This window comes from Exiguobacterium sp. s21, assembly GCF_018617975.1.
GTDB lineage: Bacteria > Bacillota > Bacilli > Exiguobacteriales > Exiguobacteriaceae > Exiguobacterium > Exiguobacterium mexicanum_A.
Genome location: NZ_JACSLF010000001.1, coordinates 348,489 through 369,770 on the forward strand (window position 1 = coordinate 348,489; position 21,282 = coordinate 369,770).

The following is a 21,282-nucleotide window of genomic DNA, read 5'->3' on the forward strand; positions in this document are numbered from 1 at the left end:
CTCTTTAGGCGATCGGTCGATCAAAACTTTCGTAGATGCGTCGCATCTCCGTCTTCGAGCGGTCGACGTCGAACGCCTTGACCGACTCGCTGTTATGGAGCCCCATCTGATGGGACAAATCGAAATCGAGTTGCATCGTCCGGATGGCCCGGGCGAATCCGGCCACGTCTTCCGGCGAACATTTATAACCGGTCACCCCGTCAATCGAATAGTCATTGATGCCGTGCACGTTCGACGTGATGAGCGGGAGTCCGGCAGCCATCGCCTCGAGCGCGGCCATGCCGAGCCCTTCCCGTTTCGACGGAAAGACGAAGCAGTCCGACGCCTTCATCACTTCGATGACGTCGTCCCGGAAGCCGAGCAACGTCACTTGCCGCTCGAGCCCGAGCTCCCGGATGAGCCGCTCGAGATGGTCCTTGTTGTCACCCGTCCCGGCAATCAAATAACGGAGCGTCGGTTCATGCAGCGAGGCGATGGCGCGGATGATCGTCTCGTGGTTCTTGTTCTCGTTCAACTCGCCGACCGACAACAAGACGAAGTCGGTATCGCTGTCGATGCCGAGGCCACGACGCTTCAACGGCCGGTCGAGCGTAACCGCCTCGATTCGTTTCGTGTCGACGCCGATCCCGGGGATGCGGAACGTGTGCGACGTCTTGAACGTCTGCGCCCGCGAGAAGTCCTCTTCGTTGATGGTGACGATCGTGTCGGTCATGCGGGCGAGCGTCCGTTCGACCGGATAATACAGCATCCAGTTGAGCGACGGGCTTCCTTTGAAAAAATGGAAGCCGTGCGCCGTATACATGCATGGGGTGTGCGTCTGGCGCGCGACGAGCCGGCCGACGACCCCGCCGATCGGCGAGTGGCAGTGGATGAAGTGATAGCGGTTCGCCGTCATGACGGCTTTCAACTGTTGATAGGCGCGGACGTGGCCGTTCATCTTCTTGATGTCGCGCTCAAAATCGATTTGGAACAGTGTGACGCCGTTCGCCTCTAGGTCCTGCTTGATGCGGGCGATCTTGTCAGCAGAATACATGCTGCCCCATTCGAAGTTCGTGGCGACATCGACTTGATACCCCATCTCTTGGAGCATACGGATATTATCGCGGTTGAAGCTCTCAATCATCGAGACGACCGAGGCGACCATGAGCACTCGTTTCATCGTTTTCTCCTCCTCACACACGTTTCCGAAGGTAATCGACCCCATACAACATCAAAACGAGCGGGACAGTCCGTTCATGTTTACAGAGCTGGAAGAACGTCCGCCACTTCACATCGAAATGCTCGAGCTCCATCTGCGAATAGGCCTGTTTATATTCGTCCTGGCGGAGCACTTGTTTGAGCGACTCGGCCTGGGCGAACAGCGACTTCGGTGCCGCGAGTTCATTCAAGCCGATGCCGATCATGCTGAGGGCGATGCGATTGTAGAGGGCCTGCATATACTCCTCGCCGAGATGGTGCGTCTCGATGTAGCGCATCAAGATGTGGAAAAACTGCATCCGTGAGGCGACGAGATCGCGTTTGTACGCACTCGACATCGAACCCGCGTCCGTCTTTCGGTAATGGTAGACCGGGTAGTCGACATAGACGAAACGCTGGCAGTTCTCGAGCGCCTCGATTTGGAAGTAGAGGTCGTTGAACGTACCGTACGGACCGGCCCCGAACGTGAGGTGTTTGATGAGATCGCGGTGATAGAGTGTGAAACAGTTCGAGTTGAGGGCGTCGACGTTTTCCGGGTGGGCGAGCTCTTCCCCGACCAATCCGAACAAGCGGCGATGGACGTGGCGCTTCATCTCGTCCGCATCGAACGACAAAAAGTCCGCATCAAAGATTTTCTTCGGTAGCGAACGGCCCTTGTACTCCCGGACGTATGTGCCCATGACCGCATCGGCCCGTTCCCGTTCGGCATGCTCGACGAGGACACGAACCGCATCCAGGTCGAGCCAATCATCACTGTCGATGAACATGATGTACTCCCCCGTGGCCATGCCAAGCCCCCGGGTGCGGCTAAAGGCGCAGCCCCGGTTCGTTTGGTCCAGCACTTGGACACGCGGGTCATGAATATATTCCATCAAGATGTCGTGGCTGTCGTCGATACTGCCGTCGTTGATACAGATGATCTCGACGTGCGGATACGTCTGTTGCGTCAAGCTGTCGAGACATTGACGGACGTAGTCGCTCGCGTTGTAGACCGGCACGACGAGACTGACGAGCGGGGTGAGGCTTGGCATGTGGGTCACTCCTTCTAGGTTGTCGTTTCATGATGTGAGTGAAAAATGGGGATGATTCTATCCTCGTTGTTCCCGTAAGCTCTTTCTGGTAACTCACAAACGGAATGAGCCGTGGATAATCTTTTCGTGAATTATAAAAAACGAAAAAAGCCGACCCTTCGGTCAGCTTCGCATGTCACTGAAGTTGTTCGTGCCGCAAGTTGCGGAAGATGTTCTCGAACAAACGCTCGTTCACTCGGTCCGACACGTACGAATTGTGCGGGGTGAGCGTCACCCACTCGAAGTTATAGAGCGCGTGATCCGACGGGAGCGGTTCGGTCTCAAACACATCCAAGGCGACCCCGAAGAACTTGCCGTCCTCGAGCGCCGCGATGAGCGCCTCTTCATCGATGATCGACCCGCGCGCCACATTCAATAGGACGGCATCTTCCTTCATCGCCGCAATCGCCTTAGCATCGATCACATGATACGTGTCGTCGGTGAGCGGCAAGGCGACGACGACGACGTCGCTCTCTGCCAACACGTCGGGCAACTCATCCATCAACACGTAACGGTCGACGAACGGCACTTGTTTCTCGCGATGACCGACACCGATCATCGTCATATCAAACGCCCGGAGTCGGGTCGCGATCGCCTCCCCGACGTGACCGAGCCCAAGCAAGGCGACGGTCTTCCCAGTCAGTTCACGTAAACGACGTTCCTTCTCCCAATGACGGTTCGCCTGTTTCTCTCGGAACGCCGCCCCCTGTTTCATAAAGTCAAGCAGCTGCCAGACGACCCATTCGGCCATCGGAACGGCATATGTGTCACCGGCATTGTAGACACGGATGCCTCGATCCTCGAGCTCGTCGAGCGGGAGACGGTCGAGGCCGGCACTGACGGCTTGGACGAACCGTAGCTGTTTAAAATCGTCAACGTGACAATATTGGAACACATTGTTACAAATCAAGCCCTCGACTTCTGAGACGTCGATGTCTGTGACATCCGCCTCTTCACGGAGCGTCGTCACTGTATAGCCAAGTTGTTCGAGTTTTGCGAGTTGTTCAGGAGTCAACCGCACTCCTGTCGACAGCAAATTCAAGATAAGATCCCCTTCCGGTTCTGGATTTCCGTCGCGATGGCATCGACGGTCGAGACGAGGCTCAACCGGTTCAATTCCAACCACTCCGGTGTCGCGTGTTCGAGCTGTTGCTCGTACGCTCTAATTTTCCATACCCCTTCTTGGAACATTTGTGCCTGTTTGGCGTCAAATTTTCCCGTCGACCCGATGTTGCAAAAGCTGCGCGACAAGATGGCGAGCGACGAGCCGAGCCGGACGTGCTCCCCGAGCACTTTCTCGGCCGGGAGTCTCCCTTCCCCGATTCGGGCGATGCCACCGAACCCATACGGGATGCCGACCGCTTGCATTTGACGCGTGACCGTCTCGACCGTCCCGTCGGCGAGCGGCTCGAACAGGAAACTCTGCCCGTAACTCAGATGCAGGTCGTTCAGGCCGATATGGATGTAGTCGATACCCGGTAAGTTGAGCACATCCGGCATACAGGCGACGGCCTCTTTCGTCTCGCACAACAGACAGACGTCGGCCCGCTTATCGACGAGCTCGATGAACGTCGCGACTTCGTCGACCGTCTTATAGTATGGCAACATGACGACGTCGGCCCCTCGATTGATGACTTCATTGATTTCATAGCGCGAGCCTTGGAAAATCGGATTGACGCGGACGAGCAGCTCCGCATGCTTCAAGACCGCGCGCAACCGGCTCACGTCGCGAATCGCATGGCGTGAGATGACCGTATCGAGATGGCCTTGCCGTTCCTCTTCCCGTTCAATTCCAAATCGACGAACACCCAGTCGACCCCATTTTGTTCCGCGAGCAGCGCGATATCCGGCTGGTTCGTGATATACATCAGTTTCAAAGGCATGGCGAGCACTCCTCCCATCGATAGATTACCTTAGGAAAATAGCCCGTCCGAAAAACAACAAAACGGAAATGCGGATAATGCTTTTGCATTGTAAATAGGGCGTTTACGGATTTGTGAACATAAATCCTGACATGAACGCACACCTCGTCCCTTTGAATATGCTTTGACATCAAATCATGTTCGCAACTTCCTTTTTGTTTTGTTTCAAATGCGGGGAATCGGAAATAAGTAACGTACAGAACCATATTTTCGACAGTTTTCGGCAAAAAAGGGGTGACCAATCATGGAATGGATTGTGATATTTGGTGCAGGCGGTCACGCACAAGTCATCATCGATATTCTTGAATTGATGGGGCTCTACCGGATCGCAGGAATTTATGACGACAACCCAGCATTAATCGGGAAGTTCATCGCCGGGTACCCCGTGCTCGGTCTCGTCCATTCCAACGTCGTCGCCCAGAAAGGCATTATCGGAATCGGTGACAACGTCCAACGCGAGTCACTCGCGCGTGCAATCCGCGAACGGACACCAAACTTTGAATTCGTCAACGCCATTCACCCGAGCGCCGTCATCGGCAAGAACGTGACGCTCGGTGAAGGGACGGCCGTCATGGCCGGCAGCGTCATCAATCCGAACGCCGTCATCGGTCCGCACAGCATCATCAACACGATGGCGTCGGTCGATCACGACTGTGTGCTCAAATCATTCGCCTCAATCGCCCCGGGTGCCCATCTCGGCGGCAACGTCCATGTCGGCGCCCGCACGTTCATCGGCATGAGCGCGACGGTCATCCACAATGTCCACATCGGTCACGACACGGTCATCGGGGCCGGCGCCACGGTCGTGAAAGACATCCCGAACCACGTCGTCGCTTATGGCTCCCCGGCCAAACCGATTCGGGGTCGAGTCATGAACGAACGATACTTGTGAACACAAAAACGAGGCCACCCCGCGCCGGGTGACCTCGTTTTTTCATTTCAGCTCGCGATGCAGCTCACGGTCGGTGATATAATCTGGCTCGAGTTTCAAGATAACCCGGTCGAAGGCACGCTGGAGACCAAACATCCCCATGCAGAGCGCTGCGAACAAGATAAAGAAAGATGGTCCCGCCGAGCCGGAATCATACCATCCGAGAAGGGCGTACAGCATGACCAGTCCGCATAACGTCAGCCAAAACGGCAACCGGACGAGCCGTTGATACGTCGCATTGTCGTTGAACGAGGCTCGGATCGTGCCAAGTTTCCATTCGCGAATGGCCAACGGAATGACGCCTAGAAATCCGATACCGAGCACGACGAATTCGTATTGAGACACGTACTGGACGAGCGTTCCCGTGATGATGGCCGAAGTGGCCCCAATGATGAATGTCTTCGTCTTCCCTTGCCGTGCGTAATCGACAAGACGACGGACATGTTGTTCACGTCTCATAGTCCTCCTCCTTCTTATTAATCAGGTTATTAAATCTATACGGATAAAAGGTAACGTATGTTTCAAACTAATATTGGAGAAAATATGTAGAATCAGCATTTAAATTCTACATTATTCGACTAATTATAAGGAGCACATTGTCCTTTCTTCAATTTTAGGTAAATGCAACATCCGTCGATTATAATATTCCTTACGCATTCTTACTTTCAAATCATGAAGGGGCTAGACGATGAACATATTAATTACAGGCGGCTATGGATTTATTGGCAGCACTCTCGCTGAACGATTCTTTAAAGAAGGTCATCACGTACATATACTTGATAATCTCTCATCTGGCACGAAATCAAATATTGATTTCAAACATCGCTTCTTAATCTCAGACATATCCGATCCGAAGTGTGAAGCTTTTTTTAGAACATACTCCTTCGATGTCGTGATCCATTGTGCCGCATCGAATCAACATTCCCATCTATCTCACCCAGTTCAATCGAACGTGAACGGTCTCCTTAATCTATTGACACTTTCAAAAAAATATCAGGTGAAACAATTTATTTATTGTTCGACCTCAGAGGTATATGGAAATCAGAGTGAAGGACTCATTACAGAGACAACAGCCCTTGCTCCAGCCACACCGTTCGCACTTGATCAACTCCATGGCGAAGCGTACTGCGAACAATGGTCTGAATTGTATGGACTTCCAACGCTCATACTCCGATTGGGTCATGTTTATGGACCGAAGCAACATACAAGTTCAGAGAGTTCACTCATCACCACTGTGACCTCTGCCGCTTCAAAAGGGACGAATATTCTCCTAAATGGTAGCCCTGACTGGACATACGACTTCATTTTTGTAGGGGATGTAGCCGATGCCGTATATCGCAGTGTCATGAGTCAATTAACCGGTATATACAATCTATCATCTAGCACTCAAACTTCTCTGCGCCGTTTATCTGAACTTGTCGGTTTGAATGACGTGACATACAGTCATACTGCTAAAACACACGCAGCTCCATTTGAAAATCGCAAATTAAAAACCGACTTAGATTGGGTACCAAAGTATACGATTGAAGAAGGACTGCACGCAACTCGGTTGTACTATGACAAACATGAAGTTGCAACGTCTGTCTCCGACGAGAAGAAATCGACGAAGTTCACCGCGCTCTTCTCGCACCCGTTTGTTCGAATTGCTGAGAATTTAACGTTATTTCTCATCTTTTTTGCTCTCTCACTCATCATGACACCTGTTGTAGATGCACCAGATTATTGGTTTATCTATGTGTTGTTAGCAGCCTTACTGTTTGGGAAAACCCAATCCCTCGTAGCCTCGATTTTGGCTGTTGGCGTTCAATTCTATGATCATGCTGCGACCGGTCGAAATATTCTCTCTTTGTTCGTCGATAACTCAATTCTCGCGGTATTTACAATTTACCTATTGATTGGACTAATCGTGAGTTATGTCATGGATCGTCGCAAAATTGAGATTCAGTTTTTAAAAGATGAGTTAGCCGCAACGAGTGAACGTCACCACTTCTTAAATGAGATCTATGAAGAAACACTCGATATCAAAAATCAGTTACATCAACAAATCATTCGTTCGGAAGACAGTATCGGAAGTGTTTATGAAGCGACGCGTGCACTTGACAGCTTAGAGCCGGAAGGACTGTTTGTCGGATCAATTTCTGTACTCGAAAAAACATTGAAGGCTAACCATTTCGCCATCTATTTAGTAAATCAATCTGCTTTTGCACGACTAGCAGCCAAATCAGCCAATCCCGAGTTTCACCCTAAAAATTCACTAGACCTCGAGCAACATTCGCTAGTGAACGAAGTGGTTCAATCTAAAGAAATTGTGTTTAATACAGCGCTCACTCCAGAGGAAGCCATGTTCGGCGCGCCGTTGCTCCGCCAAGGCGAAATATTTGCTGTGATTTTATGTTATCAAGTCCCGTTCCAAAACTTGACGCTGTCCTACCGAAACCTAATCGATGTTATGACGCGCTTGATCAACTCATCGCTCGATCGTTCATTTGGTTATATTGACGCCGTCCAACTTGATCGATACGTCGGAAATACAAACGCTCTGAAACAAGACTATTTCGAACGGATTGTCATGCAAAAAGAACAGGCCAAAGTAGAGTTAAATATCCCTTACACGTTATTACACATTCGCGACTCCCTAACTGATACTGTCCTACACTCGGTAGATGTCACATTACGAACGACAGATTATTTAGGTTATCGTGACGACAATGAACTGTATGCCCTATTATCAAACGCGACGGTAGATGAATCGCAAATCGTTATTGAACGGTTAGCCCAAAAATCAATTCATGCCGAGGCCGTGGAGGACGTATCCTATGTTGAGTAACGCCTTAATCCTCCACTATGTTTTGACAGTGATTACTCTTGTCATCGTCTTCCTCAAACAACGGAAAGATTTTATTCCAATGGCCTTCACGCTGATCGCTTTACCATTTTTCAGCTGGGGAATCATCTACTATTTGCAACGTTCGAAACACGATGCAACAGAACTCCCTGATTGGCTTTTACGAAAAGAGGCCTATGAAGACGTAAGTCTAAGCCTCCCGGATAAATCAAGTGAGACAAATATGATTTCTCTACAAGATGCATTGATTTTAAATACGAATCAAATTAAACGTAAAACACTCATGAACATCTTAAAAAATGATTTCCTCCAACAGGCACCGATGCTTGCAGCTGCTTTGAAGAGTGAAGACAATGAGACGTCTCATTACGCGGCAACCGCACTTCAACAAGCTAAGACGCACCTCTCTAAACAACTGCGTCATCTAGAACGCGAACTCGAAGAACGGCCTGAGGACCCACAAGTTATTAAATCGTATTTACAAATTTTAAAACAGATCATGGATATGGAGTTTCTAGACAGACGGACCCAAATGAAGTATGCCTACACCTATCTCCATGCGCTAGCCAATTTGATTGATGTGGATGACCGTGCCGAAACCATCTATCATGTGGAGCGTATCCAGATGGCACTTTCGCTCGGTGAATATGAGCATGCGCTTCAAGCGAGTGATTTATTTTTACATCAACATCCTACGAACGAAACGGCCTATTTTGAAGCAATGGCCGTTCATTATGCAATGAAAAATGTAAAGCGAGTCCACGAAATGATTCATCTGCTTCGCTCCTCTGAAGTACGTTTATCGCCGGATGGACTCAATCAACTACGATTTTGGATATAGGTGAAAACAGTGAAACATGCGTTCAAACTTGAAAAAGGATTATATATTATCGGAGTATTTATCGCCGTATTAGGTGTTCTATTTGTTTTGATTCGATCAGACTATGTGCTGAAGCTACCTTTGTTTAACGAGTCATCCGTTAGTGCAATTCGCACCCAATCGATTGACCCTAATAAAGACGGGACAATCGATTCGTTTTTGATTATCAACAGTCAAAAAGAAACGCGCCTTAGTTCATCTCTACAAACACGGCTTGAAGGTATCGGTAAACGTGTGACCGTGTCCTCGATTGAAAAGCTAACGAGTCTACCCGAAGCCACAACCGTCATCATCGCGACAGAACGGCTCGACTTGTTACGTGACCGCGACATTCTCTTAAATTATGTAGGCGAAGGCGGGACTGTCTTTTTTGCGACGAGACCTTCTCCAAGTCCCCGTTTCATGGAGATATACCGTCACGTCGGTTTGATTGAGGTGGGTAACTTCGTCGAGACGACCGGAATTCAATTAACGAATCCGTTTTTCGGTGCCTCTGACTATCAAACGTTCGAGACCGAAGAGCTGATTAATTCGTCCCTATCCGTTCGTCTTGATCCGAACGCGACATTACTCGCACGTTCGAGCCAAGATGTCCCGCTGCTTTGGCAAACCGACTATCAAGCCGGTCGTTTCATTTTCTTCAACGGAACGATGATGGAGGATCCTTTAGAACACGCCTTGTTCTTTGTTGGTCTGTCACACACAGACCCAATGCTACGCCCTATTTTGAATACGAAAATCACAGCGTTACATGGCTTCCCGTTTCATAGCTCGGACGAAAGAAACATCTCATCCTCGATGACAGATCGAGACTATTATCGAAATATCTTTTGGGCAGAACTCCAGCGGGTGGAAGCTAAGTATGACTTGAACTACGTGATGGCTACGGCAAGCCCGTCTTTGAATCCCCAACTAGAGACGTCTGCTTACTCCGAAGATTTGGCACTCTATGGACGCGAGACGTTACGGTCGGGTGGTGAGGTCTCCATTATATCGGCCCCTGAAAAGCAGCAAGAAGGTTGGTATAAGGCCAATAGTCAACAACTCCAATATGCGCTTCCAGGTCTCACCGTCAAAACCGTTCTTGCTACTTCACCGCTCGACGAGACGCGGCTCAACAAATCCTTTTCAGATGTGACTGTAGCCCTTGGCGGTACCCAATTCCCTACAATGCAAGAGGACCAATTGCGACTCCCTTCTGCTCCTAGCGACTTCACCAACACAGACTTGACGAAGTGGTATACGTTTAATGAGCTCGTCTCGAGCGGACTCATCTCCACACAAATCATGCCTCAAGCCGTCACGTCAGAAGAAGGTGGCGAACAATTTCTGGCTTCTTTTAAAGACAGTCATGAGATGCAACAACGAGAAGTACCATGGCTCCGCTCCACAAAAGCGTCAGACGTAGCAGACAACCATCACTTCTTTAACGGCTCGATTTATACGAAAAAAACAGATAACACCTACACGTTCACGCTTGACGAAGGATCGGATGAAACATTCTTTTATTTCACGACACCAATCCCGGTTGCCGACTACGAAGATTGTCAGCTTGAATCAATCGGTCCAGGTTTATACCTCGTGAAGTCGGAGTCGTTATCGTTCACGATTCAATTGGAGGAAAAGATATGAAAATTTGTCTGATTTCAGAAGGGGCCTATCCTCACGTCACAGGTGGTGTCTCGAGCTGGATTCAATCCATCATTACGCAAATGCCTGAACATGACTTCATCGTTTATTCGATTTCCGCTAAAGAGTTAAAAGGCGCGAAGCCCAAATATACGCTCCCTCCGAATTTGATTGAATTGCGAGAAATTCATCTCGGGGATTACTTGGATCAAGCCATCTTAACCGGAAAACGTTACAAATTGACTGAAGCCGAACGGTTGGCCTTCCTCTCCCTTATGTCTAACCGTCAGACCGATTGGGATGTCCTATTCAACTTCTTTACGAGTGGCCGAATCGACTCGGTTATGAACTTTTTAGGAAGTAAAGATTTTTATGACATCGTCACCATCCTGTGTGAAAAACGTTTCATGCAAGTTCCGTTCACGGACATGTTTTGGGCGCTACGTTCGATGTTACTTCCGCTCTTCGTCTGCATCGATCAAAAAGTGCCCGTTGCCGACGTCTATCATAGCGTGTCGACGGGATACGCCGGCGTCTTAGGGGCACTTGCGAAGTATCAGTACGGAAAACCATTGCTTATCACAGAACATGGGATTTATACACGTGAACGTGAAGAAGAGATCATTAAGTCCTCATGGATCAAAGGCTACTTCAAGGATGTATGGATTGATTACTTCTACAGTTTATCCAACTGCGCCTATCAATACGCCGACGACGTCAGTACATTGTTTGAAGGAAATCGCGAGATCCAATTGGAACTCGGTTGTCCTCCGAACAAGACGTTCCTCATTCCAAACGGCATCGACGTCACCCGATTTTCACCTGAACTCCGAACGAAACGGCCCGGGATTCATATCGGGGCCATCGTACGTGTTGTTCCAATCAAAGACATCAAGACGATGTTACAGGCGTTCGCGCTTGTTCAGGAGACGTTCCCTGACTCCAATTTTTATATCATCGGTCCCTCAGACGAAGATGAAGATTACTACGACGAATGCCTCGACTTAATCGACACACTTGATTTACAGAACGTACATTTTACTGGACCTGTCAACGTCACGGACTACTTGACGTTCATGGACATTCTTGTCCTCTCAAGCATTAGCGAAGGACAACCTCTGGTAATTTTAGAGGCGCTTGCGATGGAGATTCCCTTTGTCTCAACTGACGTCGGAGGGTGCCGTGAACTGCTAGAAGGACCAGAAGATCACTACGGTCCAGCCGGCGCAACTGTTCCTGTCATGCATTTTCACCTGCTGGCATTAGAGATCATAAAATTAATCGAACACCCGGAATCGAGAATGACATATGGACAAAATGGGCGGGAACGCGTCCTCAACCGTTACACGCTCCACATGATGATTGACCGTTATAAATCTTATTACGAGAAAGGAGAACGTCATGGCCGGAATCGGATTTCAACTGAAGCGTCTGTATGACCAATCTAGCTTTTTCGGACAACTCCGCGCCTATGGATATTCCTCGATTACTGCGGTCGGTCCTATGTTTTTATCCATACTGTTAATCACAGCATCACGCGAATGGCTTCTCTTTTTGGACGTCGCCGCAACAGAGATTAACATCTATATGGCAGCGGTCCAATACACATTTATCTTCTCTCAATTGCTGACTGGTGGCTTTTTGTTCACGATTTCTCGGTTCGTAGCCGATCAGACGTTTTTAGAGAAAGAAGAGCACGTCTTGTCGTCTTTATACGGACTCATCAGTCTCGTCGTCTTAATCGGGTTTGTGATGACGGTCGTCTTCTACGCCGGGTCTCCGCTACCTTTCAGTTATAAGCTCGTGACGTATTTATACTTCACCCAGCTCTCTGTCATTTGGATTTTATCGATGTATGTGTCCGCTCTGAAAGACTACAAAAAAATCGTCAAGAGCTATTTACTCGGAACGATTGTCGCGGCATTTTTCATTTGGCTGTTGACGGGACCACTCGATTCAGCGACACCGACCTCGGTCTTCATCGGACTAAACATCGGCTTTTTTATCATCTTGATTCGGTTATTCCGAGACATCCAAAATTACTTTCAAGTGAACGATCGTAATTATTTTTATTTTCTCGTTTATCTCGAGAAGTACCCGCTCCTGTTTTTAATTGGTGTTGCCTATTATTTCGGCTTATACGGACATAATTTGGCTACTTGGTTTGGAGACCGGGCCATCGTTGTCGGGGAGACCTTCTTAATGGCGCCTTACTATGACACCCCGGTGTTCTACGCCTATTTGAGCGTCTTGCCTTCTCTCGTGTTGTTTATGGTCACGCTCGAGACGACTTTTTATACGACGTATAAAAAATATTACGGTCGGATTTTGAACGGATACCCGTACAAAGATATTCAGAACGCAAAACAAGAAATGTATCGAACACTTGGTTCCGAGCTCTTGTTCATGGCTCAAGTCCAAATGTTAATCACGTTCATCTTCTTATTTTTAGGTGTGCGTCTGCTTCCCTTCCTAGGGATGACGCAAAACCAAATCGATATTTATATCATCGTGGTACTCGGTAGTTGGTTCCTCAGTTTGATCATCACGTTCTTCTTGATTTTGCTTTATTTTGACGAACGTCGCGCTGCCATCAGTTTGACTGGGTTTTATGCGGTGGCGAGCTTCACAACTACCCTGTTGTTTGTACTCGGTTTCGATATGTACGGCGTCGGCATGTTCCTCTCCTCCGTCCTCGGGTTTCTATGGGGAGCTCGTCTGCTCATCCGGAGCTTAAATGACATCGACTATACCACGTTCTGTTCACAGCCGATTGTCTACCAAGAAATCACGACGAAAACCGAACGATTCTTGCGACGAATCGGCAGCTTGTCATGAAAGAAGGAGTTAATTAATGAAACGGTTGCCTTATCCGAAAACGACAGTCAGTATCATCTGCTTATTTTTTGTTTTGCTTGGCCTTCAAGCCATTCTAAAGTCCCCATCGACATCGACGTCGACATCAGCCTCATCGACTGTCACATCGCCCGAGACGAAATCGTCCGAAACGTCGTTCGCTGAAGACAAACGGGTGTATGCCAGCCATGATGGTAACCGGCTTGAGCACGTATACGTCACTGTGTTCGACCAAAAGACGGTACCGGAAAATGACATCACTCTGTATGATTTAAATGAATCGTATAAACAGTATAGCAACCTCGAGAGCGGTCCGAAGCTGTTCGTCCATTTTGAGTCAGGCGATGCTGAGGGTCCTGATTCCCTCAACTTATTTGATGACGCGACCGTCAATGCCACCATCGAACTACGGGGGCGATCGAGCCGTTTAGAACCACAAAAGTCGTATAAAATCCGACTCCAAGACAGCGCCGGGCTGTGGTACGGCCAAAGTGTACTGAATTTAAATAAACATGCGGACGACCGGACACGAGTTCGCAATCGTTTGGCCTTCGCCTATTACGAACAACTCGATGATATCTCAAGTTTACGTACCAACTTCGTTCAATTGCATGTCCGCGATATGACGGATCCGAGCCAGGCTGACGAATTTGTCAGTTACGGCCTCTATACGCATGTCGAACAACTGAATGAGGAGGCGCTCTCTGCGCGCGGATTGAACCCAGATGGTCATTTATACAAAGCAGAAAACTTTGAGTTTCATCGCTACCCGGATGCCTTAAAAGCGAAAGACGATCCGACTTATGACAAAAAAACATTCGAGTCGGTGCTCAAAATTAATGGTTCGGATAATCATGAAGAGTTGTTGACCATGCTCGATGATTTGAATGATTTATCCAAACCGTTCGACGAAGTATTCGACACCTATTTCGATGAGGACAATTACTTAACATGGCTTGGGACGAATATTTTGTTTGGAAACTATGACACGATGTCGACGAACTATTATTTATATAGTCCGCTCAACTCAGAAAAATGGTATTTCATGCCTTGGGACTTCGACAAAGCACTCGGGCGAGATACTGAACGGACGGACGTCATGCCAAGTTGGCAACAGGGTGTCCAACGTTACTGGGGAACTGTCCTCCATCGCCGTTATTTAAAAGACCCGGATCACGTCGAGGCACTGAAGACAAAAATGGAGGAATTGACGCGCGTCATCAATGCGGACAATACGAAACGATTGATTGATGGATTCTATCCGGTTGTCGCCCCACTCGTCACGAGTGAACCAGATATTCGCTTTTTAAGCGTCGAAGCAAAAGATTATGCGACGAGTTATCGTACACTCGAAAATATCACTTCGAAATATCATAAAGATTTTATTCGTTCTCTCGAAAATCCAATGCCGATTTTCCTTAACCACGCTCGTGAAGGGAAGCAAGATGTCTTCCGATGGGATGCTTCATACGACATCCAAAACGATGAGTTACGATATCACTTTGAATTGAGTAAATCTCCTGATTTTTCGACGCTCGTCACCGAAAAGCAAAACATGACGACGTTTTCTCAGTCGATTCCAAGCCTTGACCCCGGTCGTTACTATTGGCGTGTCACGGTCACAGACGCGGAAGGAAATACACAAATCCCATTTGACTATTACCGTGATAACGACCGTACGATGCATTGGGGAGTCCAACAAATTGTCATACCAGGAGCAAAACCATGAAGCGATTCCGGCATGAACTCAAATACTTTATTAATGAAAAAGATTACGCGACCCTTCGCGACAAAATCAGTCTCGTCCTGACCCAAGACCGGCACTCCGTCAGTCGGGACGGCTACTTGATTCGCAGTCTTTATTTCGACAACGTGTATGATCACGATTTGATTCAAAAAAACAGTGGAATCTTCCGCCGTAAAAAGTTTCGGATTCGAACGTACAACTACTCAGAAGACGTCATCAAGCTCGAGAAAAAAAGTCGGCAAGGTGAATACATTTTAAAGTCCTCTGTCCCGATTACGCGTGAAGAATATGAACAAATCTTAGACTGGGACTATGACTTCTTGTTGAAGAAAACAGGGCAGCTATACCAAGAGTTTTACTACTATCTGACGAGCTCCCAAATGCGTCCCCGTGTCATCGTCGACTATGTCCGTGAGGCATACGTCGGGACCCTCGGCAATGTCCGGGTCACGTTCGATAAAGAGCTCAGCTTCGTCACGAACAGTGTCGATTTGTTCGAGAAGCACCCTGTATCGGAAGAAGTACTCGACTATCCAAAGACGATTTTGGAAGTGAAGTACGATGAATTCTTGCCGGAGTATGTACGCCAATTATTGCAGTTAGAGTCACACCAACGATCTGCCATTTCGAAATATGTTCACTGTCGGATGGCCAGCATTCGTTATCATGGATTATGAAAGAGTGGAATCAATGGATACAACAATAAACTTTAACGATGTCATTAAAAATAGCTTCTTAAACGAATTTACCTTCGGAAATTTATCAATCATTGATGTGATGTTAGGATTGTTGACCGCTTTTATTGCCGGCGGCTTCATCTACTTCATCTATAAAATGACATACCGAGGTGTCCTGTACAGTCCGAGTTTCAATGCCACGTTGCTCGTCATGACGATGATTACGTGCCTCGTCATTATGACCATTTCGACGAACGTCGTCTTATCACTCGGGATGGTCGGTGCACTTAGTATCGTCCGTTTCCGGACAGCCATCAAAGACCCGTTCGACGTCGTCTTTATGTTTTGGGCAATCGCGGCCGGGATCTCGAGTGGCGCCGGACTCTACTTTTTAACGTTGTTCGGCGCGGTGGTGGTCGGAGCCGTCATCTTCATGTTGTCCCGGAAAAAGCATACCGATACGCTTTATCTTCTCGTGATCCATTACTATGAAGATGGGAACGATGAAGTACGACGTGAACTGCAACAACTCGATTACACGCTCAAATCAAAAATTGTTCGGAAAGATGTCGTTGAATTGACGGCGGAGTTACGCTTGAAGATCGACAATACAGCTTTCATGAACCGACTGAACGATATTGAAGAAGTCCGCGACGTCTCACTCGTCCAATACAACGGAGACTACGCCGTATAATCCAATCCAATGGACTCACCTCATGGTGAGTCCATTTTGTCTAAATAAAGAAATCTGAAAATTCCTAAATGTAAGCGTTGACATTTTGTTTTGACACGTGCTACATTTCAAGTATCAAATAACAACTGAACGGTCTCCTGCGCAGGAATGTTACCTTTAGTGGGCATAACCTGACTCGAGTCAGATGGTAGACGTGATTTCACGTATCTCATCTGACACGGGTCAGGTTTTTTATTTGACGCAAACCAAAAATCCAATGAAAAAGGAAGGTATGGACATGAAGTATGAACAGCTCGCACGCGACATTATCCAGCAAGTCGGCGGCAAAGAGAACGTCAACAGCGTCGTCCACTGTATCACCCGTTTGCGCTTCAAATTAAAAGACGAGAGCAAGGCCAACACGGAAGCCATCAAAAACATGGACGGTGTCGTCACCGTCATGAAGAGTGGCGGCCAATACCAGGTCGTCATCGGCAACCACGTCCCGGACGTGTATAAAGCGGTCGTTGAAGTCGGCGGCTTCCAAAACCAGTCACCTGTTGAAGAAGAGGACGGCCCGAAAGGATCCCTATTCAGCCGATTCATCGATATCATCTCTAGCATTTTCACCCCTGTCCTCGGCGTATTGGCCGCGACCGGGATGATTAAAGGGTTCAACGCCCTCTTCGTCGCCCTCGGTTGGCTCGACGCCACATCCGGCACGTATCAGCTGTTGAACGCCATCGGCGACTCGTTGTTCTACTTCTTCCCGATCTTCCTCGGCTATACGGCCATTAAGAAGTTCGGCGGTAGTCCGTTTATCGGGATGGCCATCGGGGCGGCGCTCGTCTATCCGACGCTGTCGACGCTCACGGCCGGTGACCCGCTCTACACCGTCTTCGCCGGCACCATGTTCGAGTCACCGATCCACATCACGTTCCTCGGTGTGCCGGTCATCTTGATGACGTATTCGACATCGGTCATCCCGATCATCATCGCGGCGTTCTTCGCAGCGAAGCTCGAGAATTTCTTGAAGACGGTCATTCCGGACGTCGTCAAAATGTTTATCGTCCCATTATTGACGTTGCTCATCATCGTCCCGCTCACGTTCATCTTGATCGGACCGATCGCGACATGGGCTGGTATGTTGCTCGGTAGCGCCACGGTCGCCGTCTACAACTTGAGCCCTCTCGTCGCTGGTCTCTTCCTCGGTGGCTTATGGCAAGTGTTCGTCATCTTCGGTTTGCACTGTGGCCTCGTCCCGGTCGCCATCAACAACTTGACATCACTCGGCTCGGACCCTGTACTCGCACTCGTCTTCGCGGCTTCATTCGCGCAAATCGGTGCCGTACTCGCAGTCTTCCTTCGCATTAAAAATCAAAAAATCAAAACGCTATCTATCCCGGCCTTCATCTCAGGCATCTTCGGAGTCACCGAGCCGGCCATCTACGGGGTCACGCTTCCACTTAAAAAACCGTTCATCATGAGCTGTATCGGTGGTGCCGTCGGTGGTGGAATCATGGGCATCATGGGTACTCAAGTGTATATGATCGGCGGACTCGGCGTCTTCGGTTACCCGTCGAACATCTCACCGGAAGGACTCACGACCGGCTTCTACGGATCACTCATCGGGACGGCCGTCGCCTTCGTCGTCGGTTTCGTCTTGACGTACTTGTTCGGTGGCGTCAACAAAGCGGTCGCCGCGACGCCACAACCAGAAGTCACACCGGTCTCACAAGAAGTATCGGCCACAAAAGTCGGCCAAGAGCAGATCCTCAGCCCACTTGCCGGCAACGTCGTCAACTTGAAAGACATCTCGGACGTCGCCTTCTCATCGGGCTCACTCGGCCAAGGCGTCGCCATCGAACCGACGGAAGGCAAGCTTGTCGCCCCGGTATCTGGTACGGTGTCCGCCCTCTTCCCGACGCATCACGCCATCGGCATCACGACCGAGACGGGGGCCGAGGTGCTCATCCATATCGGTATGGACACGGTTCAATTGGAAGGCAAACACTTTAAAGCTCACGTCACGCAAGGTGAGTTCGTTGAGAAAGGACAGCTGTTGATCGAGTTCGACCTCGACGCGATCAAACGCTCAGGCCGAGCTCTCACGACACCGGTCATCGTCACGAACCGGAAAGTGATCTCTCCGAACAAAGCGTCACACGTCCAAACGGGCGAACCGATTTTCGTCATCAACGAATAAATGTGGGAGGGCTCGTCCCTCCCCTACTTTAGAAAGGATGGATTTGATGAGTTTCCCAAACGGATTTTTATGGGGCGGCGCCATCGCCGCGAACCAAGCAGAAGGTGCGTACTTAGAAGGTGGCAAAGGCTTAACGACGGTCGACTTGTTGCCGACCGGGAAGAAGCGGTTCGACGTCATGTTCGGCGACTTGCCGTCACTTGAGCCGGTGCCGGGCGAGTTTTATCCGTCACACGAGGCGATTGACTTCTATCACCGTTATAAAGAAGATATCGCGCTGTTCGCCGAGATGGGCTTCAAGGCGCTCCGTCTGTCGATCTCATGGGCCCGCATCTTTCCGAACGGTGACGACGCCGAGCCGAACGAGGCTGGTCTTCAGTTTTATGACGACGTCTTCGACGAACTGTTGAAGCACGGTATCGAACCGGTCGTCACGATCGCCCACTTCGACGTACCGGTCAGCCTCATCCAAAACTACGGAAGTTGGCGCGATCGCCGTGTCGTCGACTTCTTCGAGATGTATGCGACGACGCTGTTCACCCGCTATAACGGCAAAGTGAAGTATTGGATGACGTTCAATGAGATCAATATGCTGTTGCATTTGCCGTTCATCGGCGCCGGTCTCGTCTTTGCGGACGGTGAGGACAAGCAGCAAGTGAAATATCAGGCGGCGCATCATCAACTCGTCGCGAGCGCGAAAGCGGTCAAGGCGGCGCACGCCATCAATCCCGACATGCAAGTCGGCTGCATGCTCGCGGCCGGTCAGACGTACGCCTACTCGTGCAACCCGGACGATGTCTTGGACGCGATGGACAAGGACCGTGAATCGTTCTTCTTCATCGACGTGCAGTCGCGTGGCGAGTACCCGGGCTACGCCAAACGCTATCTCGATGAACACGGAATCACGCTCGAGATGGAAGACGGCGACCTCGAGCTGTTGAAACAGCACACGGTCGACTATATCGGTTTCAGCTATTACGCGAGCCGGACGACGAGCACGGACCCGGAAATCAACGCATCGACCGAAGGCAACATCTTCAGCTCGCTCGAGAACCCGTTCCTCGAAAAGTCGGAATGGGGTTGGACGATCGACCCGACTGGCTTCCGTATCACGGCGAACCAACTGTACGATCGCTATCAGAAACCGCTGTTCGTCGTCGAGAACGGACTCGGTGCCGTCGATACGCCAGACGCGAACGGTTATGTCGAAGACGATTACCGTATCGACTATATGGCGAAACATATCGAACAGATGCATGAGGCGATCAAGGACGGCGTCGAGATTCTAGGCTATACGAGCTGGGGCCCGATCGACTTGGTCAGTGCCTCGACCGGCGAGATGAAGAAACGTTACGGCTTCATCTACGTCGACAAAGACAATGAAGGTAATGGGTCCCTTACCCGCTCGAAGAAGAAGAGCTTTGATTGGTACAAGCAAGTCATCACGACGAACGGCGCGGAGCTGACGCTTGCGGCATCCGTGGATAAATGAGAAAAACGCAGGTTGGCATTAAGCCGACCTGCGTTCTCTTATTTATAATCTGTGGTTGCCGTCACCGGATACCTCTCCTTTACTCCCACGGATGATCCGCTCACAGTGTCGCGTCGGACCAAGAAGTAATCATACCTGAATTTACCCGGATGATTTGGCACGGAATCGTTCTACGTCGTGTCCAAGTGATACCATTCCCCATCAAGCTCGATGAGGTTCCTCGCATGGAGCTCGTCACCGGGCTCCCCTGAGGTATATCGTGTCTCGACGCCTGCCGCTTCTAATAGAAGCAACGTCGTCAGCGCATACCCTTCACAGATACTTGCCTTCCTCGTTGAATAATATCGAGTACGGCGTATACGGGCTCGCCGTACTATCCAAACTGTACTCGGTATTCAAGACGACGAAATCGTTCACGTATTTCACTTTTTCAAAGTCGTTCAGCCCAATCGGCGTCTCTTGAATGATGCGCTCGATGCGGCCCGCAATCTGATGGGACTCCTTAGTCGTCACGTCGTATGCCAACTTCATGTCGAGGTCGACATAGCCATTGTGATCCCGATACTGAACCTCTCCGCCGCGCGACAAACGGAAGACGTAGATGTGGTTTGCCTCTAGCCAGTCCCACGCGGCATTCATCGTCTCGTCAAAGTCTTTTATCTTCCCGATGTAAAGGATGCTAAATATTTCATCAAATCGACTCATATGATACGCGAGCGTCATTCTCATTTCTTCTGATGACGTATGCCTTGGTAATTGGAGCAGTCACGAGACGTCCGTGCGACGCTCGGCGTACCGATGTATCTCGCAGACCCGTACTCGTCCTGGCAACAGGGCAGCAACGAGAACGCCAACGGCTTCCTCCGCGAGTTCTTCCCGAAAGGAACGGATTTTGCGAAGGTCGCGCATGACGAACTCGGGACGCGCTCGCCGGGCGGCCGAGGAAACGCCTGGGCTGGAGAACCGCATACGAGGTGTTCACCGAGGACGTTTTGCGCTTAATTTGACAAACCGTCGAATTAAATAGAAAAACGTGCAAAAAGTTTATCGTAGAGCGGAGCTCAGTTGGATAAACGCTGAATTCGGTAAACATTCTAAAGAATGCCGGTTCATTTCTCACTTTCGCTTTGCTTAGAAGTAGAAGATGAATCGTCTAT

At 49.5% G+C, this 21,282-nt stretch carries 19 protein-coding genes and 1 pseudogene; 12 read left to right on the forward strand and 8 right to left on the reverse strand.

The features are described 5' to 3' along the window. Positions 1–4: 4 nt before the first annotated feature. The 5 genes from KNP06_RS01805 to KNP06_RS01825 all read right to left on the reverse strand — a co-directional run bounded on the left by KNP06_RS01805 (position 5) and on the right by KNP06_RS01825 (position 4,150). Positions 5–1,159, reverse strand: a complete 1,155-nt coding sequence (locus tag KNP06_RS01805; protein WP_214710846.1) for a glycosyltransferase family 4 protein — start codon at positions 1,157–1,159, stop codon at positions 5–7. Between the two features lie 13 nt (positions 1,160–1,172). Beyond that, entirely contained in the window at positions 1,173–2,228 is a 1,056-nt protein-coding gene (locus KNP06_RS01810; protein ID WP_214710845.1) for a glycosyltransferase family 2 protein, read from the reverse strand. 175 nt (positions 2,229–2,403) lie between these two features. Continuing rightward, a complete protein-coding gene (locus KNP06_RS01815) occupies positions 2,404–3,309 on the reverse strand; it encodes an NAD(P)-dependent oxidoreductase (RefSeq protein WP_214710844.1) in 906 nt (301 codons plus the stop codon). After that, positions 3,306–3,992, reverse strand: a complete 687-nt coding sequence (locus KNP06_RS01820) for an aldolase/citrate lyase family protein (RefSeq protein ID WP_214710843.1) — start codon at positions 3,990–3,992, stop codon at positions 3,306–3,308. Before KNP06_RS01820 ends, KNP06_RS01815 begins: the two co-directional genes overlap by 4 nt. Then, on the reverse strand, positions 3,989–4,150 hold the full coding sequence (locus tag KNP06_RS01825; protein WP_214710842.1) for a hypothetical protein: 162 nt from the start codon (positions 4,148–4,150) through the stop codon (positions 3,989–3,991). The genes KNP06_RS01820 and KNP06_RS01825 overlap by 4 nt, the downstream gene beginning before the upstream one ends. A gap of 283 nt (positions 4,151–4,433) precedes the next feature. Here KNP06_RS01825 and KNP06_RS01830 point away from each other — a divergent pair, with 283 nt between their 5' ends. Continuing rightward, positions 4,434–5,081 carry an acetyltransferase gene (locus KNP06_RS01830; protein ID WP_214710841.1) on the forward strand — a complete coding sequence of 216 codons (648 nt, stop codon included), beginning with the start codon at positions 4,434–4,436 and terminating at the stop codon, positions 5,079–5,081. Between the two features lie 42 nt (positions 5,082–5,123). Here KNP06_RS01830 and KNP06_RS01835 read toward each other — a convergent pair whose 3' ends face one another. After that, positions 5,124–5,579 (reverse strand): hypothetical protein, encoded by a 456-nt coding sequence (locus KNP06_RS01835; protein ID WP_214710840.1) that lies wholly within the window; start codon positions 5,577–5,579, stop codon positions 5,124–5,126. 229 nt (positions 5,580–5,808) lie between these two features. Here KNP06_RS01835 and KNP06_RS01840 point away from each other — a divergent pair, with 229 nt between their 5' ends. From KNP06_RS01840 to KNP06_RS01885, 10 genes are all read left to right on the forward strand, one after another. Beyond that, positions 5,809–7,947: an NAD-dependent epimerase/dehydratase family protein gene (locus tag KNP06_RS01840; RefSeq protein ID WP_214710839.1), complete on the forward strand. Its 2,139-nt coding sequence runs from the start codon at positions 5,809–5,811 to the stop codon at positions 7,945–7,947. Further along, positions 7,937–8,806, forward strand: coding sequence for a bacterial transcriptional activator domain-containing protein (locus tag KNP06_RS01845; RefSeq protein WP_214710838.1), 870 nt, complete (start codon positions 7,937–7,939; stop codon positions 8,804–8,806). The genes KNP06_RS01840 and KNP06_RS01845 overlap by 11 nt, the downstream gene beginning before the upstream one ends. Before the next feature lie 87 nt (positions 8,807–8,893). After that, a complete protein-coding gene (locus KNP06_RS01850; RefSeq protein ID WP_214710837.1) occupies positions 8,894–10,477 on the forward strand; it encodes a DUF2194 domain-containing protein in 1,584 nt (527 codons plus the stop codon). Then, positions 10,474–11,913: a GT4 family glycosyltransferase PelF gene (gene pelF / locus KNP06_RS01855; RefSeq protein WP_214710836.1), complete on the forward strand. Its 1,440-nt coding sequence runs from the start codon at positions 10,474–10,476 to the stop codon at positions 11,911–11,913. The genes KNP06_RS01850 and pelF overlap by 4 nt, the downstream gene beginning before the upstream one ends. Next, positions 11,876–13,312, forward strand: a complete 1,437-nt coding sequence (gene pelG / locus KNP06_RS01860) for an exopolysaccharide Pel transporter PelG (protein WP_214710835.1) — start codon at positions 11,876–11,878, stop codon at positions 13,310–13,312. Before pelF ends, pelG begins: the two co-directional genes overlap by 38 nt. Positions 13,313–13,328: 16 nt before the next feature. After that, the gene (locus KNP06_RS01865) at positions 13,329–15,059 is read left to right on the forward strand and encodes a CotH kinase family protein (RefSeq protein WP_214710834.1); all 1,731 of its coding nucleotides are present in this window, start codon (positions 13,329–13,331) and stop codon (positions 15,057–15,059) included. Beyond that, positions 15,056–15,754 carry a polyphosphate polymerase domain-containing protein gene (locus KNP06_RS01870; protein ID WP_021066326.1) on the forward strand — a complete coding sequence of 233 codons (699 nt, stop codon included), beginning with the start codon at positions 15,056–15,058 and terminating at the stop codon, positions 15,752–15,754. The genes KNP06_RS01865 and KNP06_RS01870 overlap by 4 nt, the downstream gene beginning before the upstream one ends. A 13-nt stretch (positions 15,755–15,767) precedes the next feature. Next, the gene (locus tag KNP06_RS01875; RefSeq protein ID WP_021066325.1) at positions 15,768–16,448 is read left to right on the forward strand and encodes a DUF4956 domain-containing protein; all 681 of its coding nucleotides are present in this window, start codon (positions 15,768–15,770) and stop codon (positions 16,446–16,448) included. A gap of 277 nt (positions 16,449–16,725) precedes the next feature. Beyond that, positions 16,726–18,633, forward strand: a complete 1,908-nt coding sequence (locus KNP06_RS01880) for a beta-glucoside-specific PTS transporter subunit IIABC (RefSeq protein WP_214710833.1) — start codon at positions 16,726–16,728, stop codon at positions 18,631–18,633. Between the two features lie 37 nt (positions 18,634–18,670). Beyond that, positions 18,671–20,125, forward strand: coding sequence for a 6-phospho-beta-glucosidase (locus KNP06_RS01885; RefSeq protein WP_214710832.1), 1,455 nt, complete (start codon positions 18,671–18,673; stop codon positions 20,123–20,125). A 170-nt stretch (positions 20,126–20,295) separates the two neighbouring features. On the opposite strand, the gene KNP06_RS15450 is transcribed toward KNP06_RS01885, so the two are convergent. Next, positions 20,296–20,418 (reverse strand): hypothetical protein, encoded by a 123-nt coding sequence (locus KNP06_RS15450; RefSeq protein WP_353048580.1) that lies wholly within the window; start codon positions 20,416–20,418, stop codon positions 20,296–20,298. A 19-nt stretch (positions 20,419–20,437) separates the two neighbouring features. Continuing rightward, a complete protein-coding gene (locus KNP06_RS01890; protein ID WP_214710831.1) occupies positions 20,438–20,848 on the reverse strand; it encodes a hypothetical protein in 411 nt (136 codons plus the stop codon). A 51-nt stretch (positions 20,849–20,899) separates the two neighbouring features. Between KNP06_RS01890 and KNP06_RS01895 the strand changes: the two are divergent. Next, a pseudogene (locus KNP06_RS01895) lies at positions 20,900–21,132 on the forward strand (transposase); the annotation flags it as partial. Positions 21,133–21,282 lie beyond the last annotated feature (150 nt).